Annotated in this window: 7 protein-coding genes; all 7 read left to right on the top strand. The window is 63.6% G+C overall.

The window, feature by feature from the left end; all coding sequences use genetic code 11:
- Positions 1 to 254: 254 nt before the first annotated feature.
- The 7 genes from NX775_RS07860 (at position 255) to NX775_RS07830 (ending at position 13,082) form a co-directional block, all read left to right on the top strand.
- Positions 255 to 2,918 (top strand): TonB-dependent receptor, encoded by a 2,664-nt coding sequence (locus NX775_RS07860; RefSeq protein ID WP_258835489.1) that lies wholly within the window; start codon positions 255 to 257, stop codon positions 2,916 to 2,918.
- Between the two features lie 200 nt (positions 2,919 to 3,118).
- Positions 3,119 to 4,963 carry a DEAD/DEAH box helicase gene (locus tag NX775_RS07855; protein WP_183555899.1) on the top strand — a complete coding sequence of 615 codons (1,845 nt, stop codon included), beginning with the start codon at positions 3,119 to 3,121 and terminating at the stop codon, positions 4,961 to 4,963.
- Positions 4,964 to 5,280: 317 nt separating this feature from the next.
- Positions 5,281 to 6,618 carry an MFS transporter gene (locus NX775_RS07850; RefSeq protein WP_258835488.1) on the top strand — a complete coding sequence of 446 codons (1,338 nt, stop codon included), beginning with the start codon at positions 5,281 to 5,283 and terminating at the stop codon, positions 6,616 to 6,618.
- 135 nt (positions 6,619 to 6,753) lie between these two features.
- Positions 6,754 to 8,385: an alpha-D-glucose phosphate-specific phosphoglucomutase gene (locus NX775_RS07845; protein ID WP_258835487.1), complete on the top strand. Its 1,632-nt coding sequence runs from the start codon at positions 6,754 to 6,756 to the stop codon at positions 8,383 to 8,385.
- Positions 8,386 to 8,410: 25 nt separating this feature from the next.
- Positions 8,411 to 10,090: an alpha-amylase family glycosyl hydrolase gene (locus NX775_RS07840; protein WP_258835486.1), complete on the top strand. Its 1,680-nt coding sequence runs from the start codon at positions 8,411 to 8,413 to the stop codon at positions 10,088 to 10,090.
- A gap of 61 nt (positions 10,091 to 10,151) precedes the next feature.
- The gene (locus NX775_RS07835) at positions 10,152 to 11,171 is read left to right on the top strand and encodes an alpha/beta fold hydrolase (RefSeq protein ID WP_258835485.1); all 1,020 of its coding nucleotides are present in this window, start codon (positions 10,152 to 10,154) and stop codon (positions 11,169 to 11,171) included.
- A gap of 45 nt (positions 11,172 to 11,216) precedes the next feature.
- On the top strand, positions 11,217 to 13,082 hold the full coding sequence (locus NX775_RS07830) for a glucokinase (protein WP_258835484.1): 1,866 nt from the start codon (positions 11,217 to 11,219) through the stop codon (positions 13,080 to 13,082).
- The last annotated feature ends 123 nt before the right edge of the window (positions 13,083 to 13,205 follow it).

Here is a 13,205-nt window from a genome sequence, read left to right as displayed (position 1 = left end):
TTTAGAGTGTTTGTAGCACGACTACACGCGTGAAAAACCACGCGCGTGGTGCTCATCAGTTGGCAAGTCACTGTTTTTATTGACTATATTCACTTGCTGAGACCTGAGTTCGTTTGAAACCTACTCCCGTTGACAGTGCATCTAGTTTTAATACAGAATCCCGCCGAGCGTTGATGTTGAGGCGTGTCATAACAAAGTCCCGAACATGGCGGTCGAAAGCTGCTCTAGGGAAATTACGTCGTTCTGAGGAGATCATGAAAACTTTCGCCAACAAGCGTTCCGCATTCCAGCTGAGCCCAGTGGCCGCCGGGTGCGCCATCTTTGTCACCATCATGGCCGGCAGCGCGCAGGCGCAAACCGCCACGACGACTGACACCGCCATCAGCGATGCACCGGTCACCACCGTGACCGTGACCGGTATCCGCCGCGCCATCGAAGACGCGATTGCCGTCAAGCGCGAATCGACCGGCATCGTCGAAGCCATTTCGTCGGAAGACATCGGCAAGCTGCCGGACGTGTCGATCGCCGAATCGCTGGCCCGCCTGCCAGGTCTGTCGGCGCAGCGCGTCAACGGCCAGGCCCAGTCGATCAGCATCCGCGGCACCTCGGGCGACCTGTCGACCGCGCTGCTCAACGGCCGCGAACAAGTCACCACCAGCTCGGACCGTACCGTCGAATACGACCAGTACCCATCCGAACTGATCAGCGCCGTCACCGTGTATAAGACCGGCGACGCCGCCGTGATCGGCCAGGGCCTGTCGGGCACGGTCGACCTGCAAACCATCAAGCCGCTGTCGCTGCGCGAACGCGTCGTCACCGTCAATGTGCGCGGCGAAAAGAATTCCAAAGGCGAAATCAGCGCCGGCTCGCCGGACACCGGCAGCCGCGTCAGCGCGTCGTACATCGACCAGTTTGCCAACCGCACGATCGGTGTGGCCATCGGCTACGCCCGTCAGGACAAGCCGAACGTCGGCGAACAGTTCGAAACGTGGGACTGGGTGGACGACACCAATGTCGTGCCAGGCTCGACCGTCAAAGTGCCAAAGGGCATGAAGGCGATTGCCACGACCGGCAACCAGGTGCGCGACGGCCTGATGGGTGTGCTCGAATGGCGTCCTAACCGCAACTTCAGCTCGACCTTCGACGTCTACCACTCGCGTTTCGACCAGGAAGAAATCCGTCGCGGCATCGAAATGCCGCTCAAGGACGACGGGCAAGTCAGTTTCTCGAACCCGACCGTCGTGAACGGCACGATGATCAGTGGCGCCGCCAACAACGTCAATCCGGTGGTGCGCAACAACCGCCTGACGCGCGACGACAAGCTGACCGCCTTCGGCTGGAACAACCGCTACACGACGGGCGACTGGGTCGGTATCGTCGACATCAGCCGCTCGAAGGCTGACCACAAGGAACAGCTGATCGAGATCAACGCCGGCCGCGCTGCGCGCCAGACGCTGAACTACAGCTACAACGGTGGCACGATTCCTGTGCTGGGCCTGTCGGGCACCTACGACGATCCGTCGCAGATCGCCATTGGCGGCCAGTTCGGCGAAGGCTATGTCAACGCCCCGAACATGACCGACAAGATGACCTCGTTCCGCACGAGCATCGAGCGCAAGTTCGACAACGCGTACTTCAACAGCCTGGAACTGGGCTTTAATTACTCGAAGCGCGAAAAAGAAAAGGCGCACCTGGAAACGGGCTTCTCGAAGATCGGCAACGGCACCTTTGGCGCCAATGTGCTGAACGATTCGCAAGCGCTGTACGGCCTGCAGAACAGCCTGAGCTGGGACATCGACGGCGTGCTGGCCAACAACTTCGGCCCATTCACGCCAGCCGTGCTGGTGCCATGGGGCGCGACCAAGAACTGGACGATCGAAGAGAAGGTCAAAACCGGTTACGCCAAGCTGAACATCGACACCGAACTGATGTCGATGCCACTGCGCGGCAATATCGGCATGCAAGTCATCGAAACCGACCAGAGCTCGACCGCGAACACGCTGCGCGCCTGGCCGTTCGCCGACCTGGTGCCACTGACCGACGGCAAGAAGTACACCGACTACCTGCCAAGCATCAACCTGGCATGGAGCCTGCCTGACCAGCAATTCCTGCGCTTTGGCGCCGGCAAGACGCTGGCCCGCGCCAAGCTGAACCAGCTGAACGCGGCGCTGGAAGTAGGCCTGACCGCCCAGACCACCGGCACCCCGTACGGCAACGGCGGCAATGCGCAGCTCGATCCATGGCGCGCCAAGCAGGTCGACCTGTCGTATGAAAAGTACTTCGGCAACAAGGGCTATATCTCGGCGGCTGGTTTCTACAAGGATCTGTCTTCGTACATTTACAGCGTGACCGTGCCGCGTGACTTCTCGGAGTTCAACCTGCAGGGCGCCCTGACCAACATCGGTACCATCACCCAGCCGCGTAACGGCGAGGGCGGTAGTCTGCGCGGTCTGGAGTTTGCGGCATCGACCCCGCTGGACATGATCCACCCGATGCTCGACGGTTTCGGCATCACCGCCAACGCGTCGTTCACCAACAGCGAGATCTCGATTCTCGACCAGCGCTTCGGCAATGTCGCGATTCCGCTGCCGGGCCTGTCGAAGCGCGTGTTCAACGTGACGGCGTATTACGAGAAAGATGGCTTCTCGGCACGTATCAGCCAGCGTTATCGCAGCGATTATGTGGGTGAAATCGGCGGAATTGGTGGTGCAACCGAGCTGACTTACGTAAAAGCTGATAAAGTAGTCGACCTGCAATTGGGTTATGACTTCAAGCAAGTCGAAGGTCTGTCTGTGCTGTTCCAGGTCAACAACCTGACCGACACCGCCTTCCGCAGCTACGCTGGTACCGAAGACCGTCCGCGCGGCTATGCCAAGTATGGCCGCCAGATGCTGTTCGGCCTGAACTACAAGCTGTAATCCGGTATCAAGCGAAGGTGGCGCCACCCAACGGGGCGCTGTCGCGATCGCCAATGCCCTTGCAGGTGTGCCTGCAAGGGCATTTTTCATTGTTCGGATTCTGTGGTTTCGGCCGCCCGGTCCATTGTATTTAGCGCCCCCAACGAAGCAACGGTGTAAACTGTCGCATTCGTACTTACTTAATAAGAGCAACTTCCTCTATGTCAGACACCCCAATCCCATCGTTTTCCGACCTCAATCTTTCGGCGCCTGTCCTGAAAGCATTGAAAGACGTCGGATACGAAACGCCGTCGCCGATCCAGGCAGCCACCATTCCCCTGTTGCTGGAAGGGCGCGACGTGCTGGGACAAGCGCAGACCGGTACCGGTAAAACCGCCGCCTTCGCACTGCCAATCCTGTCGAACATCGACGTCAAGCAGACCGCGCCGCAAGCGCTGGTGCTGGCGCCGACGCGCGAACTGGCGATCCAGGTCGCCGAAGCATTCCAGAGCTACGCGGCCCACATCAAGGGCTTCCATGTGCTGCCGATCTACGGCGGCCAGAGCTATGGCCCGCAACTGTCGTCGCTGCGCCGCGGCGTGCACGTCGTGGTCGGTACGCCAGGGCGCGTCATCGATCACATCCAGAAGGGCTCGCTCGACCTGTCGAAGCTGACGACCCTCGTGCTGGACGAAGCCGATGAAATGCTGCGCATGGGCTTCATCGACGACGTCGAGCAGATCCTGCAAAAGACCCCGGCCACGCGCCAGACCACGCTGTTCTCGGCCACCATGCCGCCAGCGATCAAGCGCATCGCCAAGACCTACCTGCGCGAGCCGCAAGAGATCACGGTCGCGGCCAAGACCGGCACCGCCGACAATATCCGCCAGCGCTACTGGCTGGTGGCCGGCATGCACAAGCTCGACGCGCTCACCCGCATCCTCGAAGCCGAAGCCTTCGACGGCATGATCATTTTCGCGCGCACCAAGCTGGGTACCGAAGAACTGGCAACCAAGCTGCAGGCGCGCGGTTTCTCGGCTGCTGCGATCAACGGCGACATCGCCCAGCAGCAGCGCGAGCGCACGATCGATAACCTCAAGAAGGGCAAGATCGACATCCTGGTCGCGACCGACGTTGCCGCACGCGGCCTGGACGTCGAGCGCATCAGCCACGTCATCAACTACGACGTGCCGTCGGACCCTGAGAGCTACACCCACCGCATCGGCCGTACCGGCCGTGCGGGCCGTAGCGGCGAAGCGATCCTGTTCATCACGCCGCGCGAGCGCAGCCTGCTCAAGCTGATCGAGCGCACGACCCGCCAGCCGGTGTCGCCACTCGAACTGCCGACCGTCAAGGCCGTCAACGAAGTGCGCATGACGCGCTTCAAGGACCAGATCCGCGCCACGCTGGCCGAAGGCAACCTCGAAGTCTTCCGCGCCCTGATCGAAGACGTCGAGCGCGACGACAACGTGCCGGCGATCGACATCGCCGCCGCCCTGGCCAAGATGGCACGTGGCGACGAGCCGCTGCTGCTGACCAAGCCTGACCGCGACGTGCGTCCCGAGAGCATGCCGTCGCAGCGCGAATTTGGCGGCAGCCACGAGCGTGCGCCACGCGAGCCGCGCGGTGACTGGGAAGAGCGCCCAGCGCGCCCTGCGCGCGAGCCAGGCTTCAAGAAAGAGCGCGTCATGCGTGACCCTGAGCCAGGCATGGCAACGTTCCGCATCGAAGTGGGCTTTGCCCACGGCGCCAAGCCGGGCAATATCGTCGGCGCAATCGCCAACGAAGCAAATATCCCGTCGAAGCAGATCGGCCGCATCGAGATCTATGACGATTACTCGACGCTCGACCTGCCATCGGACATGCCGGCCGAGCTGTTCACGCAGCTCAAGTCGATCTGGGTCGCCGGCCGCCAGCTGTCGATCACGCGTGACGGCGAAACGCCAGCCGTGCCAGCCGCCGGCGCCAAGAAGCCGTTCACGAAGAGCGGCGCCGACCGCCGCGTGACCGACAAGCCGATGCCGGGCAAGAAGCCGCATCGCAAGGGCGAGGGTAGCAAGGACTGATCGTTTCACCGTAGGCTGAAAAACGTCGTTCCCGCGCAAGCAGGAGCGACGTTTTTGCATCTGCACGTCAAATAACGAGCGCGCTTGCTGATGTTGTTTGACTACAAAACGCCACATGCTCTGTGGGTATAGTCCTGATCTCACTATGAGATCTCCACGATTGACACCCCGATAACCCCATGTTATTTTGCTACAGATACGCTGGCAGGACTGTTGTCTGTTCCGGCACGCCTTTGCATCAACGGCGCGCACCACCAGTGCGCCGCGCATTCACATAACAGCGCCCGCTCCCGTGTCGGGCCAGATTGGGGACACACATGGATATGCAATCGACCGTGCTCAAACCACGCCTGTCGTTCTGGCAGCTGTGGAACATGAGCTTCGGTTTCTTCGGCATCCAGTTCGGCTTTGCACTGCAGAACGCGAATACCAGCCGCATCTTCGCCACGCTCGGCGCCGACCCCGAAAACTTTTCCCTGTACTGGCTCGCTGCGCCCGTTACTGGCCTCTTGATCCAGCCGATCGTTGGCTACCTGAGCGACAACACCTGGCACCCGAAGTGGGGCCGCCGCCGGCCGTTCTTCTTCATCGGCGCGGTGCTGGCTGCCATTGCCTTGTTCCTGATGCCCAACTCCACCGCGCTGTGGATGGCCGTAGCCGTGCTGTGGATGATGGACGCCGCGATCAACGTGTCGATGGAGCCATTCCGCGCGTTTGTCGGTGACAAGCTCGATCCGTCGCAGCAGACCGCCGGCTATGCGATGCAGACCTTCTTCATCGGTTGCGGCGCGGTCATCGCATCGCTCCTGCCAACGTTCTTTGAAAGCATGGGCGTGTCGAACGCCGTCATCGGCGGCGTGATCCCCGACACCGTGCGCTACTCGTTCTATGCTGGTGGCCTCGTGTTCTTCCTTGCCGTGACCTGGACCGTGGTGTCCGCCGACGAGCTGCCGCCGCCCGACATGGAAGCGTTCAACAAGGAACGCGCCGCCTCGCGCAGCGTGGGCGTGGCCATCGCCGAGATCTTCGGCGGCTTTGGCAAGATGCCGCGCACGATGGTGCAACTGGCGTTCGTGCAGTTCTTCACCTGGATCGCGCTGTTCGCGATGTGGATCTACACCGGCACCGCCATTGCCGACAGCGTCTATGGCACCACCGACGCGCAGTCGACCGCTTACCAGGACGCCGGCAGCTGGGTCGGCATCATGTTCGCTGTGTACAGCGGCGTGTCGGCGCTGGCCGCGTTCATCCTGCCCGTGTTTGCCCGCATGACCAGCCGCAAGGTCGTCCATGCGACGTGCCTGACCATTGGCGGCCTGAGCCTGGCCAGCGTATTCCTCATCACCGACAAGAACATGCTGGTGGTGCCGATGATCGGTATCGGCATTGCCTGGGCGTCGATCCTGACGATGCCGTACGCGATCCTGGCTGGCTCGCTGCCCGCCAAGCGCATGGGCTACTTCATGGGCTTGTTCAACTTCTTCGTCGTGATTCCGCAGATCGTCAGCGGCCTGCTGCTGGGTTTCGTGACCAAGCACCTGTTCGATGGCCACGCGGTGCTCACGCTCGTGCTGGGCGGCGTCTGCATGCTCATCGCCGCACTGTTGACCCTCTTGGTGACGGACAAGGCGGCGCCGGTACGCGCTGCCGTGTAACTGCTGGGGCGCCAGGCGCGCACGGTACGCGTGTGCGCGCCGTGAATCCGGCGTCTGTCGTATCGTAACGTTTTATCAACATTGTCCGGCTCTGTCCGGCGGTGTTGTGAACGCTTACATTGACAGGAGTAAAGCATGACCATCCAGACCGTCGCGACCACCCCGTTCGCCGGCCAGCGGCCCGGCACCTCGGGCCTGCGCAAGAAAGTGACCGAGTTCCAGCAACCCGGCTACCTTGAAAACTTTGTCGAGTCGATCTTCCTGACGCTGGGCGAAGGCGCCTGCCGTCACCTGGTCGTCGGCGGCGATGGCCGCTACTTCAACCGCGACGCGATCCAGACCATCCTGCGCATGGCGGCGGCGCACGGCGTCGAGCGCGTGCTGGTGGGGCAGGGCGGCATCCTGTCCACGCCGGCCGTCAGCTGCGTGATCCGCAAGCACGGCGCCCAGGGCGGCATCGTGCTCTCGGCCAGCCACAATCCGGGCGGCCCGGACGGCGACTTCGGCATCAAGTACAACATCGACAATGGCGGCCCGGCGCCCGAGAAAATCACCGACGCCATCTTCGCGCACACGCAGACGATCACGCAGTACCGCATCAGCGACGCGCCGGCCGTCGACCTCGACGTGCTGGGCACCACGCGTCTCGAAAACATGCTGATCGAGGTGATCGACCCGGTGGCCGACTACGCCGAGTTGATGGGGGGCCTGTTCGATTTCGACGCAATCCGCGGCCTGTTCGCGAGCGGCTTCCGGATGCGCTTTGACGCGATGCACGCAGTGGCCGGCCCGTATGCCACCACGATCCTCGAAGGCATCCTCGGGGCACCGGCCGGCACGGTCGTCAATGGCGTGCCGAGTGAAGACTTCGGCGGCGGGCACCCCGACCCGAATCCTGTCAACGCTGCCGAGCTGATCGCGGCGATGGCCGCGCCCGACGCGCCGGACTTCGGCGCCGCCTCGGACGGCGACGGCGACCGCAACATGATCGTCGGGCGCGGCATCGCCGTCACGCCATCGGACAGCCTGGCCATCATCGCGGCCAACGCTACCGTGGCGCCGGGTTACGCGGGCGGCATCAAAGGCATCGCCCGTTCGATGCCCACGTCGATGGCGGCCGACCGCGTGGCCGAAGCGCTGGGCATCGCCTGCTTCGAGACGCCTACCGGCTGGAAGTACTTCGGCAACCTGATGGACGCTGGTCTCGTCACGCTGTGCGGCGAAGAGAGCTATGGCACCGGCTCGTTCCACATCCGCGAAAAAGACGGCGTGTGGGCCGTGCTGTTCTGGCTCAATCTGCTGGCCGTGCGCGGCCAGACGGTCGAACAGCTGCTGGCAGCGCACTGGGCGCGCTTCGGCCGCAATTACTATTCGCGCCACGACTACGAAGCCGTGGATGCCGGCGCTGCCGGCGCCATGATGGACGCGCTGCGTGCGCGCCTGCCCGAGCTGGCAGGGCAGACGCTGGCCGGCCACCAGATCGCGCTGGCCGACGACTTTGCCTATACCGACCCGGTCGACGGCTCGGTCTCTACCAAGCAGGGCATCCGCATCATCATGGCGGACGGCTCCCGCATCGTGTTCCGCCTGTCCGGCACCGGCACCGAAGGCGCCACCGTGCGGGTCTACCTCGAACGCTACGAAGCCGATCCGGCGCACCACAACCTCGATACGCAGGCCGCGCTGCAAGGCCTGATCGATCTGGCCGAGAGCCTGTCCGATCTGCGCCAGCGCACCGGCCGCAGCGAACCCACGGTCGTCACCTGACCCCTTCACCACACAGGAACCCCGCATGAAACTACCCGTCCTTGCTTCCGCCATGCTGCTCGCCTTTGGTGCGATGGCCTCTGCCAGCGCCCAGTTGCCCGGCCCGGCGCCCGCCGCCAAGCCGTTCGTCTGGGAGAATGCGACCGTCTACTTTTTGCTGACGGACCGCTTCAACAACGGCAACCCGGCCAACGACAAGGCTTACGGGCGCAAGGACGACGCAGCGCCACTGCGCGGTTTCATGGGCGGCGACATCGCCGGCATCACGGCCAAGATCAAGGAAGGGTATTTCACCGACCTGGGCGTGAACGCGATCTGGCTGACGCCCGTGATCGAACAGATCCACGGCGCGACCGATGAAGGCACCGGCAAGAGCTACGCCTTCCACGGCTACTGGGCCAAGGACTTCACGGCGCTCGACGCTGCGTTTGGCACCGAGGACGAACTGCGCACGCTGGTCGACACGGCGCACGCCAATGGCATCCGCATCGTGTTCGACGTGGTGATGAACCACACCGGCCCCGTCACGCCGCAGGATAAAGTCTGGCCGGCGTCGTGGGTGCGCACGGGTCCGACCTGCACCTACAAGGATGCGCGCACGACGGTCGATTGCACACTGGTGGCGAACCTGCCGGACTTCTTGACCGGTAGCGACAAGCCGGTCGACCTGCCGCCGCACCTGGTGGCCAAGTGGAAGAAGGAAGGGCGCTACGAGCGTGAGGTGAAGGAGCTCGACGCGTTCTTCAAGCGCACCGGCTACCCGCGCGCACCACGCTACTACCTGATGAAATGGCATGCCGACTGGGTGCGCAAGTTCGGTATCGACGGCTTCCGCGCCGATACCGTCAAGCACACCGAGCCTGGCCTGTGGAAGGAACTGAAACAAGAAGCCAGCCTGGCGCTGGCGGACTGGAAGCGCGCCAACCCGGCCAAGACCCTCGACCAGAAGCCGTTCTGGATGGTGTCCGAGGTCTATAACTACGAGATCAAGCACGCGCGCAAGTTCGATCTGGGTGGCGGCGAATTCGTCGACTACCTGGACCAGGGCTTCGACAGCATGATCAGTTTCAGCCTGCGCAGCGACGCCAAGCGCCCGTACGAACAGGTGTTCTCGGAATACTCGACCATCCTGCATGGCGACATGAAAGGCTTCTCGGTGCTGAACTACATCAGCTCGCACGACGACAGCAGCCCGTTCGATCCGCTGCGCCAGAAGCCGTTCGAGTCGGCCAACAAGCTGCTGCTGGCGCCCGGCGCGGCGCAGATCTACTACGGCGACGAAACGGCGCGTGTCCTGAAGTTCGATGGCGCCGAGGGCGACGCCAATCTGCGCACCTTCATGAACTGGGACGAGCTGGCGTCAAACGCCGAACGCGGCCTGCACCGCGTGGCCGATATCCGCGCCCACTGGGCGCGCCTGGGGCGCTTCCGCGCCGCGCATCCGGCCGTCGGCGCCGGCAAGCACCAGATGATCGGATCGAGCCCGTACACGTTCAAGCGCACGTGGGAACAAAATGGCGTGAGCGACCGCGTGGTCGTCGCGCTGGGCCTGTCGACGCAGCAGCCGGTGGCGATTTCGGTGGGCGGCGTCTTCAACGACGGCGCCACGGTCCGCGACTGGTACACCGGCAACACCGCCGTGGTCAAGGACGGCAAGGTGCGGTTCGCAACGGCCGCACAGGTGGCGCTGATCGCGCAGGACTGACCGGGTTCCGGGGTAGACTGGCCGTTCCGTTAACTCTCCGGCTGCCAGTCTGCCCGCCTTCATGTCCTACTTTACGCACATCGCCCGCGCCATCGCGGGCCTGAGTCTTGCCCTCGCGCTGGCCCCGGCGCAGGCACAATCGGCCGCCGCGCCAGTCTACGGCGCCGAACTCGAAGAATTCGCCTACCCTGCACCGACGCAGCAATACCGTTTCACGTCGCAGCGCGTCGATCTGCAGATGACCTATATGGACGTCAAGCCGGCCAGCCCGAACGGCCGCACCGTCGTCCTCATGCACGGCAAGAACTTCTGCGGCGCGACTTGGGCCGGCACCACGAAGGCACTGAGCGACGCCGGCTACCGCGTCGTGGTGCCCGACCAGATCGGCTTTTGCAAGTCCACCAAGCCGCAGCACTACCAGTACACGTTCCAGCAACTGGCCGACAACACGCGCAAGCTCCTGGCCTCGATCGGCGTGAAAAAGGCGATCATCATCGGTCACTCGACTGGCGGCATGCTGGCCACGCGTTACGCGCTGATGTATCCCGAACTGACAGACCAGCTGGTGATGATCAACCCGATCGGCCTGGAAGACTGGAAGAACCTGGGCGTGCCATCGCTGGGTGTCGATCAGTGGTATGAGCGCGAGCTGAAACTGTCGGCCGAGCGCGTGCGCGAGTACGAGCGCACGACCTATTACAACGGTCAGTGGAAGCCGGAATACGAAGTGTGGGTGCAGATGCTGGCCGGGATGTACCGTGGCAAGGGCAAGGAGCTCGTGGCCTGGAATTCGGCGCTCATCTACGACATGATCTACACGCAGCCCGTGGTGCATGAATTCCCGCTGATCAAAACGCCGACCTTCCTGCTGATGGGCTTGAAGGACACGACCGCGATCGGCAAGGACGCCGCGCCCGCTGACGTGCGCCCAACACTGGGCAACTACAAGGTGCTGGCCGAGACCACGCGCAAAGCAATCCCGGGCTCGGTGCTGGTGACGTTCCCCGAGATGGGGCACGCGCCGCAGATGCAGGACCCGGTACAGTTCCACAAGGCGCTGCTCAAGGGACTCGTGCGCTGACCAGGGCCCATTCTCTTGTCATTGGGTCAATGGTATCCTTGTGGTATGACGGAAGACCCTGATCCAAAAAGCAAACCCCCGCGCGCAGCCTTTGCCGACGGCCCGCGCCTGCTGGCCGACATCGGCGCTACCCATGCGCGCCTGGGCCTGGAGACCGCGCCCGGCGTGCTGGGCCAGGTCGCCGTACTGCGCTGCGACGACTTCGACGGCATCATCCCGCTGCTGCACGCCTACCTCGAGCAGCATCCGGGCGGGCGCATTCACCACGCGGCCTTTGCGCTGGCCAATCCGATCAGCGGCGATTTCATCCGCATGACCAACCGCGACTGGCAGTTCTCGACCGATGCCGTGCGCCGCGCGCTGGGCCTGTCGACGCTGTTGATCGTCAACGACTTCACCGCGCTGGCGATGGCGCTGCCGGGCTTTCAGCCGAAGGACCTGCTGCAGATCGGCGGCGGCGCGCCGCAGACGCATGCCGTGTCGGGCGTGCTGGGGCCAGGTACGGGCCTTGGCGTTTCGGGCGTGATCCCGACCATCGACGGTTTCGTCACGCTCGGCAGCGAGGGTGGCCACGTCAACTTCGCGCCGAGCGACGAGCGCGAATTTGCGATCCTGCAGTACGCGTGGCGCGAGTGGAAGCACGTGTCGAACGAACGCCTGATTTCCGGCCCCGGCATCGAACTGATCTACCGCGCGCTGGCCGAACGCAACGGCGTCGCGGCGCCAGCGCGCAGCACCGCCGACATCGTCAGCGCGGCGCTCGATGCCCACGACGCGCTGTGCCTCGAAGTGCTGGAGACCTTCGCCGGCATGCTGGGCAGCGCAGCCGCGAACCTGGCCGTGACGCTGGGCGCGTTTGGCGGCATGTTCATCGGGGGCGGCATCGTGCCGCGCATGGGCGCCTGGTTCGCGCAGTCGCCATTTCGTGCGCGCTTCGAAGCCAAGGGGCGTTTTCGAGACTACATCGCGCAGATTCCGACCTACATCATCATGACGCCCAACCCGGCGCTGTACGGCGTTTCGGCGATCCTGTCCGAGCACCTGCGCGGGCGCAGCGGCGCCAACACGCTCACCGACCGTGTGCAGCAACTGCTGCACGAGCTCTCGCCGGCCGAGCAGCGCGTGGCCGCGCTCGTGATCGAGCATCCGCGCAAGATGCTGTCCGAGCCGATCGCCGAGATCGCGCGCCTGGCCGACGTGAGCCAGCCGACCGTGATCCGCTTCTGCCGCTCGCTGGGCTTCCAGGGCCTGGCTGAATTCAAGCTCAAGTTCGCCGGCAGCCTGACCGGCACGATCCCCGTGCGCCACAGCCAGGTGCGCATGACCGACAGCACGCATGACCTGTCGGCCAAAGTGATCGACAACACGGTCTCCGCGATCCTGAAGTTTCGCGATGCGCTCGACGTCCACGCGATCGACCGCGCCATCGAGCTGCTGCGGCGCGCGCGCCGGGTCGAGTTCTACGCACTGGGCAATGCGCGTGCTGTGGCGCTCGACGGCCAGCACAAGTTCTTCCGCTTTCGCATTCCGGCGGCATCCTATGGCGATTCACACCTGCTCAATCTTGCGGCCGGTTTGCTGGGGCCTGGCGACGTTGTGATCGCCATTTCCACCGGCGGCCAGTTGCCCGAGCTGCTCGAGGCAGTCGACACGGCGCGCGCACGCGGCGCTGACATCATTGCGATCACGGCCAGCCGCTCGCTGCTGGCAAAGAAGGCCTCCGTGTGCCTCGCGGTGGATCACAGCGAAGACAGCACGAGCTTTTTGTCGATGATTTCGCGCATCCTGCAACTGCTTCTCATCGACATCATGTCGGTCGGGATTTCCCTGGGCGCGCAAGGGGAGGGCAGTCCGGACCATCAGGGCGACATCGATGCGCGCCGGCTGCTGATCTCGCACCTGGATATCTGACAGGGCATTCACGCACATGTCACGCGCGTGTCATGCACGCTGACGAGAATGGGCGGCATCGGGTCAAGAATGGCTTGTGCGCGTGCTTTTGTACCGATGTATCGCTAAAAGTTGTCAAAAAAA

Source organism: Massilia aurea (assembly GCF_024753205.1).
In the GTDB taxonomy this organism is placed as follows: domain Bacteria; phylum Pseudomonadota; class Gammaproteobacteria; order Burkholderiales; family Burkholderiaceae_D; genus Telluria; species Telluria aurea.
This window is presented reverse-complemented; position numbering and strand designations above follow the sequence as displayed.